This window comes from Brevibacillus sp. HB1.2 (assembly GCF_013332495.1).
Lineage (GTDB): Bacteria > Bacillota > Bacilli > Brevibacillales > Brevibacillaceae > Brevibacillus > Brevibacillus porteri.
Map to the genome: position 1 here is coordinate 104,334 of NZ_JABMIU010000012.1, position 26,508 is coordinate 130,841.

24 protein-coding genes are annotated in these 26,508 nt (G+C 48.1%); 7 read left to right on the forward strand and 17 right to left on the reverse strand.

Going from position 1 to position 26,508, the window contains the following annotated elements:
- Window positions 1–8: 8 nt before the first annotated feature.
- Window positions 9–2,231: a hypothetical protein gene (locus HPY28_RS23000; protein WP_174231478.1), complete on the reverse strand. Its 2,223-nt coding sequence runs from the start codon at window positions 2,229–2,231 to the stop codon at window positions 9–11.
- Window positions 2,232–2,630: 399 nt separating this feature from the next.
- Between HPY28_RS23000 and HPY28_RS23005 the strand changes: the two genes are divergently transcribed.
- Window positions 2,631–3,545, forward strand: coding sequence for an NAD(P)/FAD-dependent oxidoreductase (locus tag HPY28_RS23005; RefSeq protein ID WP_174231479.1), 915 nt, complete (start codon window positions 2,631–2,633; stop codon window positions 3,543–3,545).
- Between the two features lie 107 nt (window positions 3,546–3,652).
- Here the strand turns inward: HPY28_RS23005 and HPY28_RS23010 are convergent, their stop codons facing one another.
- From HPY28_RS23010 to HPY28_RS23025, 4 genes are all read right to left on the reverse strand, one after another.
- A complete protein-coding gene (locus HPY28_RS23010) occupies window positions 3,653–4,207 on the reverse strand; it encodes a peroxiredoxin (protein WP_017250720.1) in 555 nt (184 codons plus the stop codon).
- A gap of 36 nt (window positions 4,208–4,243) precedes the next feature.
- Complete coding sequence (locus tag HPY28_RS23015; protein WP_017250719.1) at window positions 4,244–4,492, reverse strand: glutaredoxin family protein; 249 nt, start codon at window positions 4,490–4,492, stop codon at window positions 4,244–4,246.
- Between the two features lie 21 nt (window positions 4,493–4,513).
- Window positions 4,514–5,437, reverse strand: coding sequence for an NAD(P)/FAD-dependent oxidoreductase (locus tag HPY28_RS23020; protein WP_017250718.1), 924 nt, complete (start codon window positions 5,435–5,437; stop codon window positions 4,514–4,516).
- A 204-nt stretch (window positions 5,438–5,641) separates the two neighbouring features.
- Window positions 5,642–7,429 carry a hypothetical protein gene (locus tag HPY28_RS23025; protein WP_174231480.1) on the reverse strand — a complete coding sequence of 596 codons (1,788 nt, stop codon included), beginning with the start codon at window positions 7,427–7,429 and terminating at the stop codon, window positions 5,642–5,644.
- Between the two features lie 357 nt (window positions 7,430–7,786).
- On the opposite strand from HPY28_RS23025, the gene nhaC reads away from it, so the two are divergent.
- Window positions 7,787–9,139, forward strand: coding sequence for a Na+/H+ antiporter NhaC (gene nhaC / locus HPY28_RS23030; protein ID WP_174231481.1), 1,353 nt, complete (start codon window positions 7,787–7,789; stop codon window positions 9,137–9,139).
- Here nhaC and HPY28_RS23035 read toward each other — a convergent pair.
- The 9 genes from HPY28_RS23035 to HPY28_RS23075 form a co-directional block, all read right to left on the reverse strand.
- A complete protein-coding gene (locus tag HPY28_RS23035; protein ID WP_174231482.1) occupies window positions 9,136–10,350 on the reverse strand; it encodes a sensor domain-containing diguanylate cyclase in 1,215 nt (404 codons plus the stop codon). The two genes, nhaC and HPY28_RS23035, sit on opposite strands and share 4 nt — an antisense overlap.
- Window positions 10,351–10,377: 27 nt before the next feature.
- Complete coding sequence (locus HPY28_RS23040; protein WP_174231483.1) at window positions 10,378–10,692, reverse strand: DUF3870 domain-containing protein; 315 nt, start codon at window positions 10,690–10,692, stop codon at window positions 10,378–10,380.
- A gap of 12 nt (window positions 10,693–10,704) precedes the next feature.
- The gene (locus tag HPY28_RS23045; protein WP_069846121.1) at window positions 10,705–12,117 is read right to left on the reverse strand and encodes a PAS domain-containing sensor histidine kinase; all 1,413 of its coding nucleotides are present in this window, start codon (window positions 12,115–12,117) and stop codon (window positions 10,705–10,707) included.
- A gap of 127 nt (window positions 12,118–12,244) precedes the next feature.
- Window positions 12,245–13,225 carry an N-acetylglucosamine kinase gene (locus HPY28_RS23050; protein ID WP_174231484.1) on the reverse strand — a complete coding sequence of 327 codons (981 nt, stop codon included), beginning with the start codon at window positions 13,223–13,225 and terminating at the stop codon, window positions 12,245–12,247.
- Window positions 13,212–14,036, reverse strand: coding sequence for a carbohydrate ABC transporter permease (locus tag HPY28_RS23055; protein WP_174225417.1), 825 nt, complete (start codon window positions 14,034–14,036; stop codon window positions 13,212–13,214). The genes HPY28_RS23050 and HPY28_RS23055 overlap by 14 nt, the downstream gene beginning before the upstream one ends.
- A gap of 33 nt (window positions 14,037–14,069) precedes the next feature.
- Entirely contained in the window at window positions 14,070–15,035 is a 966-nt protein-coding gene (locus HPY28_RS23060) for a carbohydrate ABC transporter permease (RefSeq protein ID WP_017250711.1), read from the reverse strand.
- 67 nt (window positions 15,036–15,102) lie between these two features.
- On the reverse strand, window positions 15,103–16,386 hold the full coding sequence (locus tag HPY28_RS23065; RefSeq protein ID WP_017250710.1) for an ABC transporter substrate-binding protein: 1,284 nt from the start codon (window positions 16,384–16,386) through the stop codon (window positions 15,103–15,105).
- A gap of 25 nt (window positions 16,387–16,411) precedes the next feature.
- On the reverse strand, window positions 16,412–17,449 hold the full coding sequence (locus tag HPY28_RS23070) for a serine hydrolase domain-containing protein (RefSeq protein ID WP_174231485.1): 1,038 nt from the start codon (window positions 17,447–17,449) through the stop codon (window positions 16,412–16,414).
- Window positions 17,450–17,466: 17 nt separating this feature from the next.
- Complete coding sequence (locus tag HPY28_RS23075) at window positions 17,467–18,324, reverse strand: MurR/RpiR family transcriptional regulator (protein ID WP_483296514.1); 858 nt, start codon at window positions 18,322–18,324, stop codon at window positions 17,467–17,469.
- A gap of 219 nt (window positions 18,325–18,543) precedes the next feature.
- On the opposite strand from HPY28_RS23075, the gene HPY28_RS23080 reads away from it, so the two are divergent.
- Window positions 18,544–19,836 carry an amidohydrolase gene (locus HPY28_RS23080; protein WP_174231486.1) on the forward strand — a complete coding sequence of 431 codons (1,293 nt, stop codon included), beginning with the start codon at window positions 18,544–18,546 and terminating at the stop codon, window positions 19,834–19,836.
- A gap of 12 nt (window positions 19,837–19,848) precedes the next feature.
- Here the strand turns inward: HPY28_RS23080 and HPY28_RS23085 are convergent, their stop codons facing one another.
- The 3 genes from HPY28_RS23085 to HPY28_RS23095 all read right to left on the reverse strand — a co-directional run bounded on the left by HPY28_RS23085 (window position 19,849) and on the right by HPY28_RS23095 (window position 22,536).
- On the reverse strand, window positions 19,849–20,307 hold the full coding sequence (locus HPY28_RS23085; protein WP_174231487.1) for a TspO/MBR family protein: 459 nt from the start codon (window positions 20,305–20,307) through the stop codon (window positions 19,849–19,851).
- A 1,202-nt stretch (window positions 20,308–21,509) separates the two neighbouring features.
- A complete protein-coding gene (locus HPY28_RS23090; RefSeq protein ID WP_017250705.1) occupies window positions 21,510–22,205 on the reverse strand; it encodes a metal-dependent hydrolase in 696 nt (231 codons plus the stop codon).
- Window positions 22,206–22,338: 133 nt separating this feature from the next.
- The gene (locus HPY28_RS23095) at window positions 22,339–22,536 is read right to left on the reverse strand and encodes a hypothetical protein (RefSeq protein ID WP_007726095.1); all 198 of its coding nucleotides are present in this window, start codon (window positions 22,534–22,536) and stop codon (window positions 22,339–22,341) included.
- 269 nt (window positions 22,537–22,805) lie between these two features.
- Here HPY28_RS23095 and HPY28_RS23100 point away from each other — a divergent pair, with 269 nt between their 5' ends.
- From HPY28_RS23100 to HPY28_RS23115, 4 genes are all read left to right on the forward strand, one after another.
- Window positions 22,806–23,399, forward strand: a complete 594-nt coding sequence (locus HPY28_RS23100) for a MerR family transcriptional regulator (RefSeq protein WP_174231488.1) — start codon at window positions 22,806–22,808, stop codon at window positions 23,397–23,399.
- A 307-nt stretch (window positions 23,400–23,706) separates the two neighbouring features.
- Window positions 23,707–24,708: a helical backbone metal receptor gene (locus HPY28_RS23105; RefSeq protein WP_174231489.1), complete on the forward strand. Its 1,002-nt coding sequence runs from the start codon at window positions 23,707–23,709 to the stop codon at window positions 24,706–24,708.
- Window positions 24,709–24,720: 12 nt separating this feature from the next.
- Window positions 24,721–25,716 (forward strand): FecCD family ABC transporter permease, encoded by a 996-nt coding sequence (locus tag HPY28_RS23110; RefSeq protein WP_174231490.1) that lies wholly within the window; start codon window positions 24,721–24,723, stop codon window positions 25,714–25,716.
- A gap of 1 nt (window position 25,717) precedes the next feature.
- A complete protein-coding gene (locus tag HPY28_RS23115; RefSeq protein WP_017250701.1) occupies window positions 25,718–26,497 on the forward strand; it encodes an ABC transporter ATP-binding protein in 780 nt (259 codons plus the stop codon).
- Window positions 26,498–26,508: the final 11 nt, after the last annotated feature.

Below are 26,508 nucleotides of genomic sequence, written 5' to 3' on the forward strand. Positions count from 1 at the left end.
CTATCCAATCAAGGCTGAGTCTCCAGCATCACCGGAGCCTCAATCTCATGGAATGCTTTTTTTAGTATGGAATAGCTCTGTTTTTTGCGTTCGTGATAGCCGACCTGCTCCCAGCCTTGCCATGTATACATCGGGAGCTTCGTCACTGCATAATCGTTTTGCCCGACGATTTGTTTGGTCGCTGTATCCACCAGGAGCGGCAGGATGCGAATGCCTTTTGTCTTCTTCGTCGTGAAGCTTTTGCCATCTTCTTCATAGCTCATAACGGACAAGGAGCTCGGGTCTGTAAATCCAAGCAGCATCCACGGTACTCTCAGCTCTACCACTTTGCCCTTCGCTTGCCACGCGGTTCGTGAGTCGTACTGAGGGTCTTGGGGATTTGTCGTTCCCCGGATCAGCTTGCCGACATCGACTTCCTCCATCGGATAGTACTTCTTGCTGTCTGGCGGCTCCATCTCCAGGCTAACGGCCAGCTTCCACGGCTTGAAAATCCCGGAATTGTCTTTTTTCTCCTCTTCCTTGACCGCAAGCATGCCGTAGCGTTTTCCGTATAAGCGTGCGTGAAAGTCGTAATTGGCAGCGATTTGAATCTGGCTCTCGTCTGCTTTTCCCAACGCGATCAACGTCTCTAGCCCCTCATCCAGCGTCAGGCCGGGAAGCTGAGCAGCTCGCTTGTTCCCGCCAGGAATCGTATCAACGCCCACATAGAGCTGTTGTTTTGCAGGGTCAAACTCTTCCTTCAATTGGGCAAGGAAATAGACGTACCCTTCATCATGTGTCATCCAGATTTCGTCGACGCCTGGGACTTGCACATCGAGGCGTTGCTTCTCTTCCGGCACGAGCTGATCCCAGTCTGTGCGATCCCCATCGATGGTCAGCACGCCTTCTTTGTTCGGGTACATGCCGAGAACTCCAAACAGAGATTCGTTGGTCAACACGTTGATCCACAGAGAGCGCCGATCTTCGGGCAGCTCAAACCGCATCGTGTTCCACGTTTTTTTGAACCACTCGTCCTGCCAGACGAATACGATTGCTCCCGCATACCCTTCCTGATGAATTTCTTGCAAAAGCTCGACATCGACCTCTCCCTGCTGCTTTTCTGAATGACCACCTTGATTGCGCCCCAAATTGCCCAGATGGGCGACTCCTACCGATGCCGGGACCCCGAATTCCGTCACCATGATCGGCATGTTTTTGTGATATTGCTTCAGTTGTCGCAAATACGCTTTGTACGTATCGATTTGCCCTGCATCGTTCTTCAGCTGTTGCAGGGTAGTGTCGTAGCGGAAGAAATCCGGATAATACGGGTACACGTGATAGGAAGCGAAGTAGCCTGCCTCCCACTGCGTTGGCTCTATATGGGTAGGATCGACACTGACCATATCTTCATGATGGATCGGCTCTCCCGGATGCGATAAGGGGTCTGTGGTCACCCAATTGGTGAAGGTCATCGGATGCTGCCAACCGTATTTGCTCTCTTCCATTGCGACGGTATCCACCATTTCAGCAAGCCATGTCTCAAAAGCGGTTGCATTCGGTTTCGCGTGGAAGTACTTCCCTTGATAGGGAGTAACTTTTTGATGCAGGCGATTGGTGTTTTGCACCATCGCGGGGTCCCACTCGGTCCCTGTGTGCCAGCCGATCAAGTATTTGCCTGCATTCGCATGGTATGTACCACTTGCCTTTCCCGGTTTTTCCGGCAGAGTGATGTCTCCGTAGACAGCGCCGACTGCATCCTTGATTTCCTGTCGAAACTCCTCGCGAATCTCTGGTAGATAGGCATCCTTCTTTTCAATCAACAGCTCTTCTGGACTCCAAATGCCCTGCATCAAATAGAGAGGGTCCCCTTCTTTTTGCCGATTGTAATCGACCAATGCTTCATAAAAGACAGGAGAATGGATCGTATACACACGAATGACGTTCGCTCCCATCTCGTCGATCATCGCGAACCAGCGCATGTAATCCTCTCTTGTGATGGGAAGCTCACCCGGATAATGACCCGGTAACGATGCCCCCAGATTGACGCCTTTCGCGAAAAAGGGCTGCCATTTCTGATTCTGATAGACCTCGAACAGCTCGCCATTCGCGCGAAATTTTAATTGAGCACCTGTATTCGTCTCCATACTTTCGACACGATCTGCTGCCCAAAACCACCAGAAAGCACTTACCCCCACCACGAACAGCATAGTCAGGCTCATCCAGCGCCATCTTCTCTTTTTTGTTGGCTCCATTCCTCGTCAACCTCCGATATGTTGCCACGTCACAGTCATTGTAAACATAGAGAGCAAATCGTTCCCATAGACAAAATTCACTATTGTGTCTTTTTCAGATTTGTCATGAAATTGTAATGTTGGGACAGATTCGGCTCCATCGTCCTACGTTTTTTGTAGGGAAGTCCTGCAACCCGCCCTGTCTTCTGGCCCACATTTTTTGGCGACTGGGTACATTTACTCGTTCCTTTTTTTTCCTTTTCGCTTGTGAAAATGGTAGGTTGCTACTATTTGGAAGTCGGTAGATTTTGTCGACATAAGGGATTATTTACAAAAAGAATATAAAGTGTTTCTCAGCTTGACTCTTAAAAAGATTTGTTTATTATAGATATAAAGGATCTATAAAGGTGGTACTTAAGCATGAATAAACTTATCGATGTAGGGATTATTGGCGGCGGACCAGCAGGTATGAGTGCCGCTCTCGTACTTGGCAGGGCAAGAAAAAGTGTGGTCGTTATCGATGAAGGCCGTCCACGCAATCGCGTTACACGGGAGTCGCATGGCTTTCTTACGAGAGACGGCATCACTCCGAGCGATTTTCGCCACATTGCAAGGGAGCAAATCAGCGCCTACCCCTCTGTCCATTTCGTGGAGGATACAGCTGTAACGATCACAGGACACGATGGTAGCTTTCTCCTTACGACTGCACAGGGAACGACTTATCAAAGCAAAAAGCTGCTGTTCGCAGTGGGAATGAAGGATCTCCCTTTACCTGTTAACGGATTAGCAGAAGTGTATGGAAAAAGTGCTTTTGTCTGCCCATATTGCGATGGATGGGAATTACGCGACCAGCCACTCGTCTTGATCGCCAACGGAGAAAAGGCATTGCATTTGGCAAAAATGCTGTCTGGTTGGACTAATCAATACACCATTTGCACGAATGGACCAGATGAATTCACAGAAGAACAAAGGTTGGAGCTGTTGCAGCATCGCGTTCCTGTCTTTGACTCCCCGATTGAATGCATTGACTCTGTCGATGGGATGGTGCAGCGTGTTGAGCTTACAGATGGCAATAGCATTTCGTGCACGGGGATCTTGTTTGCTCCCAAGCTCGTAGCTGGATCTGACTTGCCGAAAGCATTAGGTTGCCAGGTAACGGAAGCAGGAACGGTCATCGTCGACAGCTTTGGGAAAACGAGCGTACCAGGTGTCTACAGTGCAGGCGATGCAGCAACTACACAGTACCAGGTGATTACTGCCGCTGCTCTAGGCTCTGCGGCTGGAATGAGTATCAACAACGAACTGCTTTTAGAGGAATGGAATCGTCAACATTAACTCCATCTCGACATGTTCCTTTCATAAAAAAAGGACAATCCCTCCGTCTGCATTGACGGGTGGGATTGTCCCTCTTCTTTATTATAGAAGCAATGGCTCCTTTTTGATTACAACGTCTTCTGTCCTGGCTTCCAGTTCGCCGGGCACAGACCGCCAGCTTGCAGGGCTTGCAAAATACGAGTCGTCTCTGCAACGCTGCGGCCTACGTTCATGTCAGTTACCACTTGGTAGCGCAGAATGCCGTCTGGATCGATGATGAACAAGCCACGGTGAGCGGCACCAGTCTCTTCGTCCAAGACACCATAAGCTCGTGCTGTCTCTTTTTTGAAATCACTCGCAAGCGGGAAGTTTACTTCACCGATGCCGTTTTCATCTCGTGGTGTTTTGATCCATGCCCGGTGCGTATGTACGCTATCCGTGGATACGCCCAGCACTTCGCAATCCAAATCTTCGAACTCTTCCATGTTGTCACTAAACGAAGTTACCTCTGTCGGGCAAACGAATGTGAAGTCAAACGGCCAGAAGAACAAAATCAGCCATTTTCCTTTGTAATCAGCCAGCGACACACGTTCTTCCAGTGTCTCGAGGTTTTTGGTCGTAAGCATGTGAAAGTCAGGTGCTGGTTTTCCTACTTGAAGTTGAATCGTTTGCTGTGTTGTCATGATAAATCTCTCCTTTTATATGGTTTCTGTTGAAAATTACTTCGCAGCCTCTTCCAATGCTGTCAGTGCTTTTTTGATACGTGTCGGGTTGAAGCCCAAAATTTGCTTCTCGCCAATGAGTGTCAAGGGAACAGACATCATTCCTAAACGGCTCAGTTCCTGGCCGTACTCTTCTTTTTCATCGATGTTTCGCTCTTCGAAAGAAATGTTTTGTTCTGTCAAATACGTCTTCAATTGCTTGCAGAAGTTGCAATTCGTGCTGGAGTATACGATTGCTTGTGCCATGATTGTTTCTCTCCTTTTCTTCTATTTATATTGAGGGACAACTTTGGAACGCTTGTTGATGTATTTGTCTACAGCCATAGCTGCAATAGCACCGTCTGCCGCAGCGACTACTGCTTGCTTCACAGGTGTTTTGCGCACTTCACCCGCTCCAAATACGCCTGGAACAGAAGACTGCATGAACTCATCTAGCATCATAAATCCTTCCTCATCGAGGGGAACTTGTCCATCCAAGAAATCGGTACCCGGCTTGCTGCCAGACAGGAAGACGAATACTCCATCTACGGACAGCATTTCTTCTGTTCCTTCTGCTGTGCGAATGCGCAACCCTTCGACCGACTTCTCTCCCACAATTTCCAACGGGCGTGTACGGAAATGTATTTCCGTGTTCGGTAGCTCAGGTAATTCTTCTACCCCTTGAAGATCAGCACGCGGCACCAAGAAAGTGATTTTTTCCGTAAATTTGGTCAGTGCATGCGCTTCTTCCAATGCTTCCTCCGTATCACCGATGACCGCAACATGCTTGCCTTCATAAAAAGCTCCGTCGCATGTCGCGCAAGTGCTTACGCCTCGCCCGAGCAATTGCTCTTCTCCTGGAAGCATACGATTACGTCCTTTGGAACCAGTCGCTACGATCACGGCCTTCGCTTCAAAAGTACCATGCGCCGTGAAGATGCTTTTTTCCTCATCCTCTACATCTACCGCAGAAATCGTAGTCTGGATGAATTCTGCACCGAAGCCCTCCGCTTGTCTGCGCATTTTATCCAACAGTTCTTTTCCAGTCATCTCGCCTTCCACCCCTGGGTAGTTGGCGATTTTATGTGTCAGGGCAAGTGCCCCTGTTCCGGGTGCCTTATCGATGACGAGCGTCTTTAGATTTCCACGAGCTGTATAAATGGCAGCGGAAGCACCTGCTGGTCCTCCGCCGATGATGATGACATCATACATGAACGGCTCCCCCTTTCTTTATTATCAAATTATAATTATTATCAACTAGGAACAATTATCATTGTACTTGATATAATTTGAAAGTCAATATCTTTTTATAATTATTTTAAATAAGTTCTTATTATAAAGAAGCACATCAAAAAAGTCCGCCCCTCTTAGGAGGAGCGGACTTGACTGATCAGTGCCGTTTAGGCAATCTAATTATTAATTTGTCTTTTGCTTTTTTTTGATCTCTTCTGTTGTGCTATCACTGTTCTTGGGTGTGCTATCACTGTTTACAGTTGCGCTACCACTTCTGGTTTTTTTACGGTACATAACGTATTTTCTTTTTTTCTTTTCCCCAATCACATTTTTTAGTTTTAGATGAACAGCATTTAACTGGCCTATTTTAGTTGTTGCATCAGCTATTTTATTATTTACTTTTTCATCCTTCGTCTCTGCCTTTTGAAATCTATCTACCTCAATATTTAATCTCTTGATTTTTTTATCAACTTTACTCAGGTACCCCTCATAAACGGTAATAATCTTTTCCATATCGTAGATGTTATCGTCTGATATTTCTTTGTGATCATCGAGGGCAGCATTGATATCCTTAATCAAAGTATCAACTTCCACTAAGTAACGTGTCCACTCGGCTTCGATCAAAGCTTCAGACGACTTACGAATTTGCTCTATCTCCTCTATGGAGATCGTTTTTCTTCCTCTAGTTACTGAGTTTAGCAGTTCTTTAAACATCTTCTTATTTTTAGGGAATATCGACATCTGTCGTTTCAATTCTTTATCGTAATTGGAATCGAGCGGATGCTTCAAAACCTGAGCTCCTCTACCTGTCTTGGCGCCAAGAAAGATACTATTTTCCCCATTGTAAAACAACTCTTTCAGTGTAGTAATCTGCGTCGGTCCTTTTTCTGGAGGCTCTTTCTCCGAAAGTTTGCTTGTATTCTGTATCAGTGTCTTCAAGCTCATTTTTATTAACGTTTCCGCTGAGTAAGGACTCTTCGAAGTTTTTTTGGTATGCTCATCCACTTTTTCGGCATCAAAACTTCGAGCAAGCTCTGAGATACCGGTAATACTCACAAATTTTTGCAGGGACTCAGTCATGTATGTTCGACGCCATTTCATATAGGGAACCTCATGATTCAAGCAATAAAGCAAAATAACAGAGAGCTCGGCATCTGATAATCTATCATTTTTAAATACTCGATCTTCTTCTTGTTTCGTATCTTCCTTTATCTCTTTCTCTATTGTTTCTCCAGCTGCTTCTCTTTCATGTCCTGTTATTTTTCCTCCTGTCGCTAATTTGTAGACCATGATTGCAACTGGATCTTTAGCTCCTTCTTGCTTCATGCCCTCAATCAAATTATCATAATCAGCTGGCGGCTCCTTCATATTTTCGTCCCGCTTTGTCTTTTGCGAATGGAGCTGGTTTCCCCCAGCGGCTATGAAGTTGCCCCTCCCATTTTGTATGCTTAAATATTGATGTCCTATTTGAAATTTATTTGACTCTATATAATTTTGGGTTCTCCAGTTGGCAAATACTTTACGTTTATATGGATCATCTATATGATAAACTCCCTCTTCATTTGGAACTGGACGCGGACTTTTGTCCAGTATTTGCTTATTCTTATTGCCTACTTTCAGAATGATTTCCATCATTTCTCTCTCTGTTAAAGTTGTTTCTTCATCTCTTTCTTCGATTTCATCCCCTGAAAAATAAATGTCGTCATCCTCCATAGATGATTCGGATTTCATCGCAGGTAATTCAGCCGGGTCTTCATCTTTATCTTCTTTTCCGCCAGACAGACTTTTCATAAGCTGTATGACAGTTCGATTTCCTAAAGTCTTTTGCAATTGTAGTGCCTTTTTCGGTGTTAGTGCAGCGCCACCGATTAATTGAGTACGTTCATTTAAGTCGATATCCTTGTTTGAGGGAAGTTTACCGTTAGCTAGATTGCTTTGCGGCTTGGTAGTAAGCGCTTTGTTCCTAAACACCGCTGATCACTCCTTGCACAACTTTCTATTCATATCCTCTACATGAGTCAGAAGAATTACATTTGGTATGAAATGGGATATTTTTACAGAGTATGGATGGTGCAAAGAATAGTATATTCTGAGTTCGCCGTATAACTTCCTGCTATTCAAAGTTACCTGGTCGATCCTAAAACCCCACTACCCTGAATTATTTTATGATTCCGAATTCACCCGATTTCGTTGACGAAACAAGTAATTCAGGATAAAGTACCACTAACACTTGAACGCACAAAAGCAAAAAAGCAAGAAAGCACAAAAGTACGAAAGTAAAAATGTACCTTCTCACTGCTTCAGCCTGATTTACAAGGAGTTGCCATTATGAACAAGCCATTATCTTTTTCGCAAAGTATTTGGGTGCTTGTCACCGTATTCGGAATCTTGTTTCCCGCCCTTTTCTGGGGCAAAGTTGAGCCGCATATGCCGCTCTTCCTCGCAACCATTGGAGCTGCCACTCTTCTCTTCCTGTTCGGCGTTCCGTGGAAGCAAATGGAGGAGGGCTTGATCAAAGGAATTCAAACCGCGATCGCCCCCATGCTGATTCTTTCCTTAATCGGAATTTTGATCGGGGTATGGATGATGAGTGGAACCGTTCCGATGATTCTGCACCTCGGCATTTCGATCATCTCACCGGAGTACTTCACACTCTCCGCCCTGTTTCTGACAGTAATCGTTTCTTCCGTTACAGGAAGCTCTTTTACCACGATTAGTACGGTAGGAGTCGCGATGATGGGGGTCTCGACTGCACTCGGACTTGATCCATTGATTACAGCCGGAGCCATTATTTGTGGAGCATGCTTCGGGGATAAAATGTCGCCGCTCTCTGACACAACCAACTTTGCAGCAGCCATTGCAGGCGTTTCCTTATCGGAGCACGTCAAGTTCATGTCACGCACTGCTGTTCCTGCCCTTGTCATTACCGCGATTTTCTTCGGATTTCAAGGACAAAGTGCCAGTGTTAACCTAGACGCCATTCAAGAAATCCAGCTTGCTTTGGAACAAAACTTCTCACTTGGCCTTTTATCGTTGCTGCCAGCATTCGTCGTCCTGTTATGTTCAGCGCTGCGAAAACCGATTTTGCCTACATTGGTATTCGGGATTTTGAGCGGGATTGTCACAGCTGCTCTTTCGGAAGGCGTTACCTCTCCCGTCGAATGGATGACTGTCATGCAAAAAGGCTTCGTCAGCAATATCGCCAATGAAGCCGTTGCATCAATTGTGGACCGCGGTGGACTGTTGTCAATGACCTGGTCCCTCGCCTTGATTTTGATTGCCTTGTCTTTAGGGGGCATCCTGCAATACAGCGGTGTGTTTCATTCACTCTTTTCCGGATTCATCAATCGAATCAAACGAGACGCTGAGATGGTCGGACTTGCCGGATCTTCTTCTATTCTCGTGAATCTACTGACAGGAGAACAATATTTGTCCATCCTACTCCCTGGACAGATGTTCCGTGAAGCATTCGCAGCTCGCGGAATGGCGGGCAGACGACTGTCTCGTACTCTAGAAGACTGCGGGACACTCGTCAACCCACTCATTCCATGGGGGGTAAGTGGTGCATTCTTTACCGCTACCTTGCATGTATCCACACTGGAATACTTGCCTTACGTCATCTACCTGTGGATCTCGCCAATTTTGACGTTTCTATTTGCCATGCGTCGGCAGAAAGCTTAGCCGGCTGCATACACGGTCGTACAGTTTTTTCCTTTGCGCTTGGAGCGGTACAGTGCCTCATCTGCTGCCCGCTTCAAGCCATCTGCCGTGTTTGCGTCTTGAGGATAGCGCGCAATGCCGACACTGACCGCAATCAAGATGCAGCAATCGTCCTGTGTTAAGGGGCGCAGGCGCAAATACTCCCGAATGGCATGCGCTTTTTCCTCCGCTATCTCTAGGGACGATCCTGGGCAGAGCAGCATGAACTCGTCTCCCGCATAACGATAGGCAGTATCATCTGGTCCCGCCACTTCTTTCATCGCTTCGGCAATTTGCTTAATCAGTGCGTCCCCTGCATGATGACCATAATGGTCGTTCACCGCTTTTAAGCTGTCTGAATCCAGCATAATCAAAGAGACAGACGCATCCTCTTCACTCAGCAACTTTTCCAAATCACGATGGAAAGCACGATAGTTCGCAATCCCTGTCAGCTCATCCTGAAACGACATTTGGTACATTCGCTCATACAAACGCGCCGTTTCGATAGCACTTGCTACCTGAAAACCAATGATTTTCAGTAGTTCCTCGTGCTCTTTTTTATAGGCGAATTCGCGATAAGACTGGGCAGAAACAACACCCTTGATCTGATTCCCTAGCATGAGTGGAACGAAAATGCATGTATTCGTATCAACTTCCGGACTTCCCCAACGGATCATTTCTGGCTCGCTTGGCTCGTCTTTCATCGTTTTGATGTGGATTGTTTCCCGTGTATCAATCACTTTGGACACCATCGCTTGCCCGTAGGGAATCGTGAGCGGACCGTAATTGACCCCATCATCGATGCTGATCGGGATTTTGATCTCACTGTCGCCTTCATCATAAAAGGCAATAAAGAAAGCATCTGCTCGCATCACACGCGAGACCAGCTCGAATGCTTTCCACAAAATTTTGCTTTCCTCAAACGTTTTCGCAAAAATGTGGCTGAGGTCGTGTAATATCTTCATGTGCTCGGAGATCCACATCATTTCGGTTACCTTATTTCGCAGCTCCACAATCTGCTTCAGCAGCTCCGCATGCAAGACACTGTCCTGTTCCGACAGCATACTGTCTACCTCACGCGATAAAGCTTCAACCTCGCCAAGCTCGACTTCTTCTATGTTGCTGAGCCATTGGCTATAACGCTCCAACAACTGTCTTGCATACGCTTCTCTAACGTCGTGCTTCTCATGCATATTCAACCCTCCGGCTATTGGGTAGCTTTACGCTTTTTTTTCATGATATCGCTCAATAGCTGCACGGATGGCTTGCAAGACAGCTCCCTGACCAGGTGCTAAAAAACGTTCTTGGATCGCCTTTGTGATCTCCTGCATTCCATCTGCAACCGTCTTGCCTACAAGCAAGCTCGCTAAAAACTCGCTCGTCTTGTCCATGACAAAGGTAAAGCTGGCATCGCAAATCACTTCGGCGTCTACATCAATGATGAGTACACAGCCTACCATGGTAGAAACCTCGTACAAGGTAGTTCCCTTGGGGATTTGGGCGAAGCCTGCTGTCAGTACCGTATTTTTGTTCATCCAGTCGTCCTCCTAGCTGCTGATCGGCAAGCATACCTCGACTGCCGTTCCGTTACCTGGAGTGCTTATCAACCGCAGAGTCCCCCGATGGTTCTCGATGATTTTGCGGCTCACCATCAATCCCAGGCCCGTCCCCGTTTCCTTCGTCGTGAAAAAAGCCTCTCCCAATCTCGCCAGCTGATGGGCCGGGATACCCACTCCATTGTCTTCAAACCGAATGACGACTCGGTCATCTTCACATCGCAGTCGAATCACAATTTCTCCATTCCCTGCGGTCGCTTCGATCCCATTTTTCAAAAAGTTAATGAAGGCTTGCTTCAACTGATTCTCATCACAGTGGATCAAGGGGACTTCCGATTCGAAAACGACCTGAATCATGACCTTTTTCAAAATCGCCTCCGTCTCCAAAAGCGTCACCACATGCGTGATCAGGTTGGTCAGATCGCGGGCTTCAAACACCGCAGTATGCGGCTTCGCCAAGACCAACAGCTCTGAGACAATCATCTCGATCCGCGCCAATTCCGAGCTCATGATCGAAAAATACTCTGGCTTTCTCATGCCATCCTTTTGCATTAATTGCACAAAGCCTTTTAACGAGGTAAGCGGATTGCGTATTTCATGTGCGATCCCTGCCGCCAATTGCCCGACTAGCGCGAGTTTTTCCGAGTTTTGCAAAAATTCTTGCGCCCGTTTGCGTTCCGTGATATCTCGGATCAGTATGTACATAGAGGGCTTGTCCTGCATCGGCACGGATGTTCCACATACTTCTACCTCCGTCCGACTGCCATCCAAGCGGATCAGCTCAACCTCAATCGGCGCGGCCGTTTCCCCCTGCTCCAAAATGCGGAGGAGTCCCTTGATCTTCGGTACATCACGGGGATGGAAAAACGACTGAAAAGGATACCATAACAGTTCGTCCAAGCCGGAAGCCCCAACTAGTTGCATCCCTGCCTGGTTGACGTATTGAAGCTCCCCAGCATGGTAGATGAACGCACCTTCACCGGAAATATCCAATACTCTACACCTTTTGGAACCATATCCGTCCCCAAACGCGGCCGGCAGCCTCTGCACCATCGCATAATACCCAATAGACGTGCCTTCCTCCCAAAAAGTTCCATATGTAATATGCACAGGAATATTTGTCCCATCCTTATGACGAAAAGCGGTGTAAAAAGGTCTCGGATCGCCATTCATCGCAAACTGCGTTTGAAGGCGTACCATTTCCTGTTCTTCCGAAACAGCCAGCTTCCAAAATGAGGACCCTTCCCATTCTTCTACGGAGTAGCCATTCAACACTTGGCAGGCAGGATTGCCTTTAAAAACTCTACCAAATTGATCGAGCAGAAAAGTGGCCTGAATCATTTGATCAAAGAAGGAACGATAGAGATGACCACTTCTCCATCCACTGTCCAATAAATTTTTCATCGTGCCCCTCCCTCCTGGGACGAGAAAACGGCTACTCCAAATTACGGAAATAGCCTGCAACGTTCTCAAATCCTATTCTCACCCAATTTTACCCTATTCGTTCTGTTGTTTCCATCCCCCGGAAAATTTAAATGTGCAATTTTTCCAGTACCGCTGCGCTCACACGCAGTTGCTCTGCCATTTTATCGTCAACAACCAAGCCCTGCCTCGTAATTGCCGCGACCAGTGCACCGACGACAGGTGAAACCGTGGGAATCACTGTTTGAAACGAAGCTCTCGCAACCAGTTGTTCCCGAAGGTTTGTACCGGCAGTTAACAATCCCCCCGCCAAAACGACCGGTACAGGCTCCTGGACCTTTTGTAAGCAAGCATCGGCCAACTCTAGCAAATCCTCCACTGCTTGCATGATCAAAGCATTCGCCACCGCATCGCCTAGTGTTGCGGCTTGTTCCACGAGCTGACTCGTTTTTGCCAGCTCCATTCGCGGATTGCTTCCCCCGTAGATCAGGTTGATCAGCTCATCAGGACGTTCTACGCCATAGTGATCCATAAACATACGCGTCAGTACTGTCGATTCACCGCGCCCATCGTATTCGCGCAATACAGCGATTGCCGCTTTTTTGCCCAAATCAAACCCGCTGCCCTCATCTCCTACCAAATACCCCCATCCGCCTACGCGGTGCCGCGCTCCGTCTTTTGAAAAGGCACAGGCAATCGAACCTGTACCGGCAAGGAGAACGACGCCTGGCTGCCCCCATGTTCCCGCATAAAGAGCTGCGATTACATCGTTATCAATCAGCAGCCGTTCTCCCCACTCATCGGCAAAGGCATGTTGAATTCTTTCCTTAATCTGCGGACGATCTGCACCGCCAAGCCCGATAAACAGCCCGGCTACTTCCTCTTCTCTGGCACCTGCCTTTATTCTCACAGCTTCAATGAGTTGGCGCAGAGTAGCTTCCACATCCCCCCAGCTCCTGGAGAGCGGGTTTGATGATTCCCCCACCACAATTGCCCGTACCTGTCCCGCCTTATTGCAGATCGCTGCCCTGGTTTTGCTTCCGCCTCCATCGATCCCGATAAACCACTTTTCCGCATTACTTGACTGCACCTGCCGTCAACCCCTCCATAAACTGCCGCGATGCCATCAAAAACACGATGATCATCGGTAAGGCAGACAATGTGAGCCCAGCAAACAGCAGGCTCCAATCCGTTTCATATTCTCCAAACAGCACCATCATGCCTACCGGAATCGTCTTGAGCGCTTCCTCTTGAATGAAAATCAACGGGAAGAAAAAGTCGTTCCACGCATGGATGAAATTAATAATGATTACCGTAGCCAAGGCCGGACGAATCAGCGGCAAGAGCACGCGCCAAAACACCTGAAAATGGCTGCACCCATCAATCCGCGCCGCTTCCTCCAGCTCAATCGGCAACGTCCGAAAGAAGCCCGTCAAAATAAAAACAGAGATCGGGATACCACTCGCCGTATAAATCAGAATCAGCGACCACAATGAATTCAAGAGCCCGAGATTTTTCATCAGCAAAAACAAAGGAACGATCCCCAGCTTGATCGGAATCATCAGGCCAATAATGAAAAAGAAGTATAGCCCCCCTGTCCATTTAAAAGAAAATCGCGACAAGTAAAAAGCCGCCATCGCTGAAAAAACCGTAATCAACATGACAGACATGGCACTGACGAATACACTGTTCCATAAAAAATCAGCAAAAGGCACGGCTTCCCACAGCTTTTTATACGTATCCAGGCTAAACGCCTTCGGAAGCGAGAGCGGACTCGCAAATATCTCCATATTTGTTTTCAAGGAAGAAGAAATCATCAGTACGATCGGATATAGCGCGATTAACGCAAATAAATACGCCAGCACATAAGATACAGCTCTCCCACCTACAGTCATCTTCACATCGCATCCTCCTTTCCACTCAGGAATACGCAACTAGTGTTGGACTTCTCGTTTCCTCATCAAATAGAGTGACAGCGCCGACACAGATCCCACGATAAAAAACAACACGACAGCCAACGCCGAACCGAGTCCAAGTGTGACATCCCCAGCTCCGCTGCTAAACGCCATACGATAAAAGTAAACAGCTAGCGTATCCGTCGAATAAAACGGCTCACCCATCGAGCCTTGCATGGCGTAGACGAGCTCGAACGCTTCAAACGCCTGAATGAACGTAAATATCGTCATAATCGTGATCGCTGGCATGCACAGCGGCAAAATCATTTTCCACAGCATCCGCCAGCCTGTTGCCCCATCCAACCTTGCCGCCTCGATCAAATCCTCCGGGATCGACTGAAGTCCCGCCAAAAAGATCAGCATGGCAAAGCCTATGCCAAACCAGCAGTTAATCAAAATAATTGCGAGAAGCGCTGTATCCGGGTCACCGAGCCATGGTCTGGCCCACTCTTCTAGACCAATTTTTCCCAAAAATGTATTGAGTGCACCGTAATTCGGATTTAAGATCAACTTCCATAAAAATCCAATTACAATAACAGACAACAGCCTTGGCATGAAATAAGCGATCTTGAGGAACCCGGAACCTCGTATTTTGCGATAGATGAGAAAAGCCAGTCCGAAAGCTATCCCATTTTGCACAATCATTTCGACCACAAAGTAGAAGACGTTATGCCGAAAAGCATTCCAGAACATTTCGTTGAAAGGCTCTACTGTAAACAGCGTAATGAAATTTTGCAGTCCGACAAAAACCCCGCGCTTGATGCCATTCCAGTCGTACAAGCTGTATAAGAATGCCGAAAAGATCGGGTACACGACAAACAACGTATAAATAACAAGTGCGGGCAGCGGAAATAAGTGAATCAGCCAGCTCCCTTGCCCCTTTGTTCGAATGCTTTTCCTATTTACCGTCTCGATGATACCCCACCCCTTTTTTACGAAAATCATCGCGGCCTATTCAGAAGCCGGGAGTGAACCCCACTCGGGTCCACTCCCCCTTTCCGTCTGCTATTTTCTACTTTTTAAAGGGAGGAAACCAGGTAGCCGCCGACTTTTGTACTTCTTCTACGACCTGTTCAGGGGTGAGCTTGCCTAAATACATGCCTTGAAGGGCGTTTTCCAATGTTTGCTTCGTGGTCGGTTTTCCTTCCGCGAAGTTGACGACCATTAAATAAGGTGTGGCGCTTGTTTGGGACAGCTCTGCCATCTTGTTTACCAACGGATCGTCAGTCGATACACCTGGCACCGCGCTGATTCGTTTGAACTGATTTGCGAATAGCTCCCCGAACTTTTTCGTCGCCATGAATTCCATGAATTTCAATGCCTCTGCTTTATGTTTGGACTTGGCATTGACGGCATAGGAACCATCGACCCAGGTTGTCAGGACTTGTTTTCCGTCATCGGTTGGCATCGGGAAGAAATCAAGTGGCAAATCGGGGTTGAGCTTTTTGATTCCTTCCAGTTCAAAGCTGCCATTGATGAACATCGCTGCTTTTTCCGTGGCGAACAACGTCCGCATATCATTCAATTCGAGACCCACATAATTTTCCGGGAAATAAGGGATAAGTGCTTGCATACGCTGCACGGATTGGAGGAACTCGGCGCTTTTCAGGTCACTTTCTCCTTTCAGCAGCTTGTCGAGATAGTCCGTTCCGTTGTAGCTAGCTGGAGCAATCACACCATGACTGAGAGAGAGGAGCCAGCCTTCCTTTGCTCCGAAAGAGATCGGGACGATTCCTTTCTCTTTCAATGTTTTGGCTGTCGCGATCAGCTCATCCCAGCTTTTCGGTGCCCGAAGGCCATTTTGCTCGAAGATTTTCTTGTTGTAATAAAATTGGGTGGAGTTCAGGGATAGTGGGACACCGTAGACTTTCCCATCTTTACCTGTGGCCGCTGCGAGGACGTCTTTTGGTATGGTAGATATTCCTGGTACATTGTCGAGAGGCTCCAGATGTCCAGCTTCAGCTAGGGTAATCCCTGGAGCGTAAGGACGCAGTTGCAAAATATCTGGACCACTGTCGCTTTGGAGCGCCGTGTTCAGGATGGTATTGTACTCCGTTGCTTTGAATGGTTTGAAGTCGATCTTGATATTCGGATTGTCTGCCTCAAAAGCTTTGATGATGGCTTTGTAGCCCTCCGTGTCTTCTACACGCCAGCTATGCATCGAGAGTGTTACCTGCTGTCCTCCACTCTGCCCGCCGCCAGAATCTGTTTCGGTTCCTCCACTGCTACATCCTGTCACCACCATAACTGCAGCCAACACCATTGAAGCTACATAGCGCAAACGAAATTGCTTCATGCGAAACCCTCCCCTTTTTCTTCTCTTAGGTCTGAAAAAGCTGGGCCGTAACAGCATCGTGCAAAATCGGACGTAATTGCCGAAGCTGATGATTGCGGCCTAGATGAACGGCGTTAGTGAGAAAGATGACAGCAAACTGTTGCTCCGGGTCGATCCACATACTGGTTCCAGTAAAGCCCGTATGCCCGAAGCTCTTACGATGCAAGCCGCTTCCACAGCTCAAGGTGGTGTATGCTTGATTGAGCTCCCAGCCATAGCCCCTACTCCCCCCTGCTTGCTCCGTATGATTGCGAATCGCCAGTTCGTACCATTCGCTCGCAAATATTCGAGGATCTTGGTACAACCAGCTCATCGCGTATCGGCACAGATCGTCAGCCGTTGAAAATAGTCCAGCATGTCCGGCAACCCCTCCCATCGCAAATGCTTTCTCATCATGAACCTCGCCTGTAATGTAGGCGTTGGTGAGTCTGCAATACTCAGTAGACGCAATATTCCGATAAATTTGTTGATTTGGACAGTAGACGGTATGTACCATGCCCAATGGGGTGAAGATGCGTCGGGTAACAAACTGGTCCAAGCGCTCTCCGGTTACTTGCTCGATAACGAGGCCCAACCAGATCATGCCCAAATCACTGTAAACTACTTGGGTCCCTGGCTCGTGAATCAATTCTTGCGCATACAACAACTCTGGCAAATCGATCGCGCTATCGCGTCTTCTCTCTGCCAAATCTGCTGGCATTCCTGAGGTATGCGCAAGCAGTTGCGCGAGTGTGATCCGCTTTTTATCAGCGGGACAATCGGGAAAAAATCGGCCAATCTGATCATCTAGCGCTACCACTCCCTCCTGCACGAGCAAGAGGATAGCAGGCAGCGTCGCTGTCACTTTGGTGAGCGACGCCAGGTCAAACATGGTATCCGGCGTCATCCGCTGGTCTTTGGTGATACTCGTCGTTCCGACATCACACGCATACCAGATACGATGATCACGTACGATTCGCAAGGCAGCTCCCGGCAGCAAACCGTTGTCCACCCATCCTTGCAATAGCAGCTCCAGATCGTCCATGTCTTCCCTCCCTTCTCCTACGTCGATGAGCGTTTCGTCCGACTGACAGCAAGCCTTGATTTTTCCAACAGGGGAATGACTTGCTCTTGCATCCTGCTGATCATGGTAATAAACAAAATATCGATGACGTTCAATTGGGCAATGCGTGAAGCCATGGCTCCGCTGCGAATGCTTTTTTCTACCGAGCTGGTGAACAGCCGGATGTTGGCTAGTTCGGCTACTGGCGAGGGTCCGAATTTGGTCAGGGTAATGATGGTCGCTCCCTGCTGCTTGGCCTCCGTCAACGATTGAATAATGTCTTCGGTCTGTCCTGAATAAGATATGCCGATAACCACGTCTTTTTCCGTTAAAGTGACTGCCGACGTCAATTGTGCGTGAAAATCCGAATAAGCCTCACACCACAAGTTAATCCGCGAAAATTTTTGCCGGATATCGTCAGCGATGACTGCCGATGCACCGACGCCGTAGACATCGATCTTCCTCGCTACTGACAGCACGTCGACTGCTTTCTTTACTTCTTCGTTGGACAAGACGGAGAGCGTATCTTGGATGGATTGAATGTTGTTCCAGCTGACCGCTTGCATAATCGATTCAACTGAACCCTCCATCATAATCTCCTGATAACTGCCCATCGCCGTCTGTTTCGTCAAATCTCCTGCGACGCGCAGCTTTAGCTCCTGATATCCCTTCATATTTAGAGAGCGAGCCAAACGGATAATCGTCGCCTCAGAAACCCCACTCAATTCCGCCAATTTTTGGACAGAAAGCTTCACGACATCTTCCGGGTGAGCCAGGATATAATCAGCGACTTTTCGCTCCGAAGGCTTCAATTGATCCAAGATTGCTTGTAGGCTGACAAGCCCTCCATTTAACATATGTGACATCGCTTTCTTCCCCCAAATCTTATCTATATTTTATGTAGCATTATTTCTCTCGTCAATTGTTATCTAATAAACAATATTTCAAAACCACGAAGCTCAGCACAACTCTTCTGAATTTGTTCTCTCTTTTTCTAAAAATTCCCTCCTTGACTTTCTCGTGGCGTCAGGCTTTACGCTTGCATCGCTAACAGGAATAAAAAGGAGGATTTTTCCATGAAAACGTTATTGATTAAAGACTGCATGATATTGACGATGGTTGAGGGAGAGAAGCCATTTCTCGGGGATATTTGGATCGTGGATGGTCGAATCGCCAAAATCGGACCATCCCTTGAAGAGGAAGCAGACCGTGTCATACTAGCTAAAAATAGAGTCGCGATGCCCGGTCTCATCAACGCGCACAACCATGCCAGCATGTCCTTGCTGCGTGCTTTTTCCGATGATCTCAAGCTGATGGATTGGTTGGACAAAAAGATGCTGCCGGCTGAAGCCCGGATGACAAGAGAAGATGTCTACTGGGGAACGACACTTGGAATCGCGGAAATGATCGCTTCTGGCACGACCGCTTTTGCCGATATGTACGTGCATATGGATGCTGTTGCCCAAGCGGTACTTGATTCCGGTATACGCGCTTCCTTGACTCGCGGCATGGTCTTTTTCGAGGATGACGGAGGACGACGAATGGCCGAAGCCTTAGACCTCATCGACAACTGGACGGGGGCTGGCGATGGCAGAATCACGACGATGCTCGGTCCGCACGCTCCTTATACGTGCCCGCCGAAGCCTTTGCAAGGAGTCATCGAGCTTGCCCGCAAGCGCCAAATCCCGCTCCACATCCATCTGGCTGAAACGATTGAGGAAGGAGAGAAAATCCGGGCCAAGTACAATCAGACTCCCACGGAGTATTTGCATGAACTGGGCATGTTCCACGACACGCACGTTTTGCTCGCGCATGCTGTTCATTTGAATGACTCGGATGTCGCACTTCTTCGCGGGATGAGAGGCGGAGTCGCACATAATCCTGTCAGCAATTTGAAGCTCGGCTGCGGCATCGCCCCTGTCAGAGAGCTGATCGAGGCTGGGGTCACTGTCGGGATGGGAACAGACGGTGCTGGCAGTGCTACGACTCTCGATATGTTTGCCGAGATCAAAGCCGCGACTTGGATGCAAAAGCTCAAGCACAGTGATCCGACGGTACTTCCTGCCGAAGCAGCCTTGCGCATGGCTACTATTGAAAGTGCGAAGCTGCTTGCGATCGATCACGAGGTCGGAACTCTGGAAGCTGGGAAGAGAGCTGATCTCATCCTGATCGATCTGGATAAACCGCATCTGCAGCCTGTCCATGACATTCCTGCCCTGCTTGCATACAGCGCGACGGGAGCCGATGTAGATACAACCATTGTGAACGGAGAAATCTTGATGCATCAGCGCCAATTCCAAACCCTCTATTGGGAGGAAATAAAGAGAGAAGCGACAGCACGAGCCAGCCGACTCGTCGAGGGTCTGTAATTGCTTTTGTGCTCACAGGTTGAGTAGGCAGAAGCCAATCGCGAGACACATGGTAAACACGCTCCACATGAAATAGGGAATGAGCAGCGAGGATGCGATTTTATGGTGGGGACGAATGGCGCGAATGAGCACCCATGTCGAAAACATCACCAGAATGGTATCCAGCGCAGCCAACACGAGCAGTTGATAACCGATAAACAAGACGAAAAAAAGTTGATGAAAAAACCAATTGATTCCATATAGAAGCAAAAGCTCGCGGTCTATTTGCTTCGTTTGAATCAAGATCAGTAACGACCATGCTATGAGTGCGTATAAAATGAGCCAGATGATACGAAACAAGTAGAGTGGCGGTGTTCCATCGGGCTTGGCAAGGGAAGCATACCAGGCCCCACCGTCTGGAAAAGCAAGACCACCTAGTGAATAAACGACCACTCCTGCAAGAAATAGAAGAATATTGTGCACCAATCTCATCCAGGAAGTCACCCTTTCCTCTTCTTTCTTTACTTTTCTTTCTCTTCTATATCTATGAGTGGTCGTTCTCTTTTCATGCTAGTTTCAGAGATTTCTTTTTCGTATGGGAAAAAACTGGTACGTTGCTGTAGTGCTGGGGAGGAAACAGGAGAAAACGCTCAGCTTCTTGTCCCACCCGCTGGGGGATTGACTGCCCGACTCCATGAAAAAAAGCGAAACCCGCGTCCAAAGTGGTCCATTCAAGAGGCGTCTCAGAGGTGGACGCTAAGAGCTTGTTTCTCTTTTTTTCATTGCGTCTCGGTCGGTGTACCAAAGATCTTCGCTTATTTCTCCTGTTTCCTCTACGAGCTTTCCGTATGATCCGAGTTTTAAAAGATGGTAGAGCCTCATCAGTTATCACAGAGAAGAATATTTCCAGACGTAGCGACTTGTGGAGTCCTACCGAGCGGAGAAGGGATTTGCGGGCAAAAGAAGCGCAACGTGCCCGAGCTACGAAGCGGCTACCACTTTTGCGTTTCCCCGCAAATCCCTTCGGAGCGGGCAGTCGTGGCCCCCAGCAGGACGGAGCCTGGAGCCTAGACTGGAAATATTCTTCTCCCCACCGTAGCTACAAACATAGGATTCTTTAGTTGTTGCTGTAGTGCTGGGGAGGAAACAGGAGAAAACGCTCAGCTTCTTGTCCCACCCGCTGGGGGATTGACTGCCCGACTCCATGAAAAAAAGCGAAACCCGCGTCCAAAGTGGTCCATTCAAGAGGCGTCTCAGAGGTGGTCGCTAAGAGCTTGTTTCTCTTTTTTTCATTGCGTCTCGGTCGGTGTACCAAAGATCTTCGCTTATTTCTCCTGTTTCCTCTACGAGCTTTCCGTGTTAAACGGATCTTAAATGCCTTAAAAGATTGAAGAATGTGCTCAATTCCGACAGAGAAGAATATTTCCAGACGTAGCGACTTGTGAAGTCCTACCCAGCGGAGAAGGGATTTGCGGGCAACAGAAACGCAACGTGCCCGAGCTACGGAGCGGCTACCACTTTTGCGTTTCCCCGCAAATCCCTTCGGAGCGGCCAGTCTTGACCCCAGCAGGACGGAGCCTGGAGCCTAGACTGGAAATATTCTTCTCCTCACCGCAGCCACATACATAGCAACTCCATAAAAAAACCGCTAATCTCATCCACCTAGATTAACGGTTCTATGTATCAAGATCGAGTTATGGCAAACGCAATGTCTCGCCTGGTTTCAATGCCTTGCCTCTGATGTCTTTCTCAGCCAACTCGGCTACGAATGCTTCCCCATCCTGCTTGATCGGTGGGAATGTATCGTAATGAATGGGCACAACAAAGTCGGCTTGTACCCACTCGGCTGCCACGAGTGCATCCTCAGGTCCCATTGTGAACACATCTCCAATCGGCAGGAACGCCAAATCGATGTTATGACGCTCTCCGATTAGCTTCATGTCACCGAACAGTCCTGTATCCCCTGCGTGATAGAGCGTTTTTCCTCCCAGCTCGATCACAAAGCCCCCTGGCATTCCCATGTACACGATTTGTTTCTCATCATCCAGTACGACACCGGAGCTGTGGAACGCCTGTGTCATTTTCACTTTTCCAAATGGCAGTTTGACAGAGCCTCCCAGATTCATCGAGATGGTCTTGACTCCCTGCCAGCTCAAATAGGTAGCAAGCTCATGGGTTGCAACGATTGTCGCATCGTTTTTCTTGGCCAGCTCTACCGCATCCAGAATATGATCTTGGTGTCCATGTGTCAGAAGGATGTACTGAACAGAGATGTCTTCCAGCTTGGTTGCTGCCACTGGGCTTCCTGAAATAAATGGATCAATCATGATTGAATGCCCTTCACTTGTAACCTGCACGGAAGAATGTCCGTGAAACCGAATATCCAACATAGTGGTACCCCCTCTATTAGCAGCGTTTTTTCAGTCCCTTTTATGTTACCATGCCGCAGGGTGTAAAGAATAGGAAAGGCCGTCGATCACTCGACAGCCTGAGAAACAAATCCTAATTTTCTACAATCAGTACCTAGCAATCGTCGCCGTCATGCTCTGTAACGGCAATAATTTTCGAATCACGAATAATGGTGCGACGATTACCATTGCGCTCTTCCAAAATAATGGTGGTCGATTTTACTTGTACCAGACGACCGAAAAAAGTACCTTCTACAGTGGCAACCCTAACATTTCTGCCTTCGAATTTTTTTACCTGGTCTTTGAATGCCATGGTTAATCCCTCCTTCTCATGCATCCTATGAACATTTGGCATAGCCCTACTAAGCAAAAGCGGAGTCAAAGAGAAAATGTACTTGTACCCGTCCGTCATTTGTCCCCATTTTCAACAACTTTGTCGTCTGGTGACAAATTGACGCTAAAACAGCCATCCGTTTACGAACACTGTGAGATTTTGTCGCACGATTCCACAAGGAAAACCATTTTCACGTACAGAAACCGTATAGCAAGAGATGAGCGGACTTTTGTAGAGGAGGGATTTCCATGGGAGAGGTTATCGAATTATTGGCGCGGGAGAGAACGTACAGTGGCAGAGATGTTGCGGGTCTGCTAGGTATTGGGGCGAGCACCTTGCGCAAGTGGAGCATGCTCTTAGAACAGCACGGCTACTGGTTTTTGCGGGATAGTCAGAATCGTCGGGAGTACAGGCAGGTAGATATTACGTGCCTTCAGCGGTTTTACAGCTTAACAAAGGATCAACTCATTCCACAAGATGAAGCTGCCCGAATGGTTGCTACGCAAAGCTCACCTGAACCTGCCCGAAAGGAAACGGCCGTTGCGGTTACATTTCCCCCTGTTTCCTCATATCCGGCTTTAAACCATACTGCTGCCCTTGATGAGCTGGATGTAAAGCTACATGCCTTGGCTTCCCATGTCCAGCAACAAGACGCCGCCTACTTAGCGCTGTTAGCACGTGTAGAAAAGCAGGAAACCTATATTACCAACAACCTGAAAGAACGTGATCGCCGCTTGACCAAGGCAATGAATGATATTATGGATGCCAAAATCGAGTTAGCCAAAATTAGAGACGCTGAACGGAAAACATCGATCTGGCAGAAGCTTTTTCGGATTCGTTAAACGGCTGCAAGATTTATATGATCGCTATCTTTTTTCTCACTGCCAGCTGACGTAGGATGCCCGGACGTCTCGCTTACGAAATAACCAGATCATCATGCTATACGCTCCATCCAGTTGCTCCGGGCAGCCTTCGCTCTTATCTCACCCCCCTCTACTTTTCCTCTTTTTTCCGCGGTTTTTCTCCTGTTTTCGCCATTCTTTTCTATGGAAATTTCTTATTGATAATAGTAATCATTCTCTATATAATCATAATCAATTCAAAAGAGATTGATTCTCATTATCATAAATTTTCAGGAGGCTACGTACATTGAAACACGCAGGATGGAAAACCGGGATGATTGCTTTACTACTGACAGGTGTAGTTGGATGCAGCAATTCCACGTCCCCCGAAGCTGCCACACCAACACAACAATCTGCTACCAGCTCACAGTCGGACTCGTCGACATCAAGTCAACAAGCCGTTCATACAATCAGCGCAGATGAAACGAAAGTAGAGGAGCTACTTTCCCAATTCAAAACCCAGCCACCTACAAAAGTCGTGACCGTTTCCGTAGCGATTACCGAGATACTAAACGAACTGGGTGTCACTCCCGTAGGCGTACCGACGACAAGCAGCAAGCTGCCAGCCTCCCTCGACAATGTTCCGCGTATCGGCACTTCTCACCAGCCTGATTTGGAGCAAGTCGCGAAGCTTCAGCCTGACATCATTCTCGGCCCTACCTCAATCCAAGCGAGCATCGATAAAAAATTCAAGCCCGCCGCGCTACCTACTGCTTACTTACCTGTAGACTCAATCGACGAGCTCAAACTGTCTACCGTCGTACTCGGACGCCTGTTCAAGCAGGAAGAGAAAGCAACAGCGTTTCTCCAATCCATCGTGGAAAAGGAAAAAACCATCATCGACACAACCAAAGGGAAATCCGCTCCCAAAGTATTGTTCTTGTTCGGTTCAGCCGAGGCCCTTATGGTCATGAATGAAAATACGTTTGTCGGAAGCCTTGCCCGCAATCTCGGCGCATCCAACGTCGCTTCCGATGTCCTGAAACAAACCGATACATACGTGCCTCTCAATATGGAATCGATCGTAGCTGCCAATCCCGATGTCATTTTACTGGTAGCGCATGGCGATCCGAGCGCAGTAACCAAAAAATTCGAAGAAGACGTGAAGAAAAACGGCGCATGGGAAAAACTGAGTGCATTCAAAAATGGCAAAATGAAAGCACTCGATTACAGCACATTTGGGATCGCTTCCCTGGTAAAAGTCCCGGCTGCCTACGAGGAGCTCGCGAACATCCTGTATAACAAATAAGGAGTTTTTCCAGTGACCCAGAACATTCCGAGCAAGAAAGCAGCTCTCTTGGTGACAGCTTGCATCATGCTCGTTGTAGCTGCACTGCTCTCCATTGGTCTGGGGAGCGTGCGCCTCTCTCTTACCGAAACGATAGAAGCCATACTCGGACACGGCGATGCCGCTAGTCAAACCATTCTGTGGGATATCCGGATTCCGCGTATTTTTCTCGCACTATTGATTGGAGCGAATCTCGCTGCATCGGGTGCCCTCTTGCAAGCAGTCATGCAAAATCCGCTGGCCGATCCTGGTTTGACTGGCGTATCCAGCGGGGCAGCCGTTACGGTGCTGTTCATCATGCTGGTCGTGCCCGACTATTCTTACCTGGTACCCCTAGCTGCCATCATTGGCGGCGGAGTAGCAGCAGGCATGGTCTACTCCATGGCTTGGAAAAAACAGGGCGGATTAACCCCTGTGCGCATCATTTTATCGGGGGTTGCCGTCAATGCTGTCTTCGGTGGAGCAATCGGGTTATTATCCATCTTGTACAGTGACAAGCTACCGGGTGCGCTGCAATGGATGAATGGTAGTCTGTCCGGAAAAGGCATGGGCGATGTCATGGTGATGCTTCCCTACTCGCTCGTCGGATGGATCGCAGCGCTATTATCGATCAGGCAAGCAAACATTTTACGCCTCGGAGAACAAGTCGCTCACAATTTAGGGCAGAACTTGCATCGCTTGCGCCTCTCTCTTTCTATCATCGCGGTCTATCTGGCAGCTGTTTCGGTATCGACTGTCGGCCTTGTTGGATTTATCGGACTCGTCGTGCCGCACATGGCTCGCATGCTCGTCGGCTCTGATTACCGTCTGAGCTTGCCGTTTAGCCTCGTGCTTGGCTCTCTTGTCTTGCTTGTAGCCGATACGTTTGGTCGAACTGCATTCGCTCCTTTGGAGATTCCTGCCGGGATTGTCATGGCAATCGTGGGAGGACCTTATTTCCTTTACTTGATGCGAAAAGGAGGCATGTGACATGTTACAGGTGCAATCGTTGAACATCAGCTACGGTCCGAAGTCGATCGTCCATGACTTTTCCCTCGATATTCAAGCAGGAGAGGTTGTTTCGATCATTGGGCCAAACGGTTCAGGAAAATCATCGATTCTCAAAGCGATTTCACGTCTGATTCCTTGTAAAAGCGGCCGTGTATGTATTGCGGATCAAGAATTGAACAGCCTGAGTATGAAGCAAATCTCTCGCATCATGTGCATGCTTTGCCAATCCAACACGTGCCCGTCAGACGTGACTGTAGGAGAGCTGGTCGGATATGGTCGCGTTCCCCATAAAAAATGGTTTGAGCGCCTGAGTGGCGAAGACTATGAGATCGTCACGTGGGCTTTGGAACAAACCGGTTTGCTCAGCTACAAGGACCGCTACCTCGTCTCATTGTCTGGCGGGGAAGCACAGCGTGCATGGATCGCGATGGCTTTGGCTCAACGACCGAAAATCTTGTTGCTCGATGAGCCAACTACCTATTTGGACATCGCCCATCAACTGGATGTGCTTGAGCTCGTTCGCAAGCTGAATCAGGATTTGAAACTGACGGTTGTCATGGTGCTGCATGATTTGAATCACGCCAGCGCCTACAGCGATAAAATTTGTGTGATCAAAGACGGAAGCCTGCGTGTTTTTGGAAAACCTCAAGATGTGCTTACGATGGAGCTGATTCGCAAAGTGTACGGCGTCGAAACCGAGATTCAGTACTCGCCAGACAGCTCTAGCCCCAGGATTCACATACTGAAAAAAGCAAACTAAACAAGTGAGGT

What these genes read in the sequence shown, in the direction of transcription:
- HPY28_RS23080 (WP_174231486.1), top strand. Translation starts at nt 18,544, where the DNA reads ATGAAAACGTTATTGATTAAAGACTGCATGATATTGACGATGGTTGAG.
- HPY28_RS23035 (WP_174231482.1), bottom strand. Translation starts at nt 10,350, where the DNA reads ATGCATGAGAAGCACGACGTTAGAGAAGCGTATGCAAGACAGTTGTTG.
- nhaC (WP_174231481.1), top strand. Translation starts at nt 7,787, where the DNA reads ATGAACAAGCCATTATCTTTTTCGCAAAGTATTTGGGTGCTTGTCACC.
- HPY28_RS23045 (WP_069846121.1), bottom strand. Translation starts at nt 12,117, where the DNA reads ATGAAAAATTTATTGGACAGTGGATGGAGAAGTGGTCATCTCTATCGT.
- HPY28_RS23075 (WP_483296514.1), bottom strand. Translation starts at nt 18,324, where the DNA reads ATGTTAAATGGAGGGCTTGTCAGCCTACAAGCAATCTTGGATCAATTG.
- HPY28_RS23070 (WP_174231485.1), bottom strand. Translation starts at nt 17,449, where the DNA reads ATGGACGATCTGGAGCTGCTATTGCAAGGATGGGTGGACAACGGTTTG.
- HPY28_RS23040 (WP_174231483.1), bottom strand. Translation starts at nt 10,692, where the DNA reads ATGAACAAAAATACGGTACTGACAGCAGGCTTCGCCCAAATCCCCAAG.
- HPY28_RS23065 (WP_017250710.1), bottom strand. Translation starts at nt 16,386, where the DNA reads ATGAAGCAATTTCGTTTGCGCTATGTAGCTTCAATGGTGTTGGCTGCA.
- HPY28_RS23090 (WP_017250705.1), bottom strand. Translation starts at nt 22,205, where the DNA reads ATGTTGGATATTCGGTTTCACGGACATTCTTCCGTGCAGGTTACAAGT.
- HPY28_RS23095 (WP_007726095.1), bottom strand. Translation starts at nt 22,536, where the DNA reads ATGGCATTCAAAGACCAGGTAAAAAAATTCGAAGGCAGAAATGTTAGG.
- HPY28_RS23100 (WP_174231488.1), top strand. Translation starts at nt 22,806, where the DNA reads ATGGGAGAGGTTATCGAATTATTGGCGCGGGAGAGAACGTACAGTGGC.
- HPY28_RS23085 (WP_174231487.1), bottom strand. Translation starts at nt 20,307, where the DNA reads ATGAGATTGGTGCACAATATTCTTCTATTTCTTGCAGGAGTGGTCGTT.
- HPY28_RS23000 (WP_174231478.1), bottom strand. Translation starts at nt 2,231, where the DNA reads ATGGAGCCAACAAAAAAGAGAAGATGGCGCTGGATGAGCCTGACTATG.
- HPY28_RS23005 (WP_174231479.1), top strand. Translation starts at nt 2,631, where the DNA reads ATGAATAAACTTATCGATGTAGGGATTATTGGCGGCGGACCAGCAGGT.
- HPY28_RS23020 (WP_017250718.1), bottom strand. Translation starts at nt 5,437, where the DNA reads ATGTATGATGTCATCATCATCGGCGGAGGACCAGCAGGTGCTTCCGCT.
- HPY28_RS23010 (WP_017250720.1), bottom strand. Translation starts at nt 4,207, where the DNA reads ATGACAACACAGCAAACGATTCAACTTCAAGTAGGAAAACCAGCACCT.
- HPY28_RS23115 (WP_017250701.1), top strand. Translation starts at nt 25,718, where the DNA reads ATGTTACAGGTGCAATCGTTGAACATCAGCTACGGTCCGAAGTCGATC.
- HPY28_RS23015 (WP_017250719.1), bottom strand. Translation starts at nt 4,492, where the DNA reads ATGGCACAAGCAATCGTATACTCCAGCACGAATTGCAACTTCTGCAAG.
- HPY28_RS23060 (WP_017250711.1), bottom strand. Translation starts at nt 15,035, where the DNA reads ATGATTTTCGTAAAAAAGGGGTGGGGTATCATCGAGACGGTAAATAGG.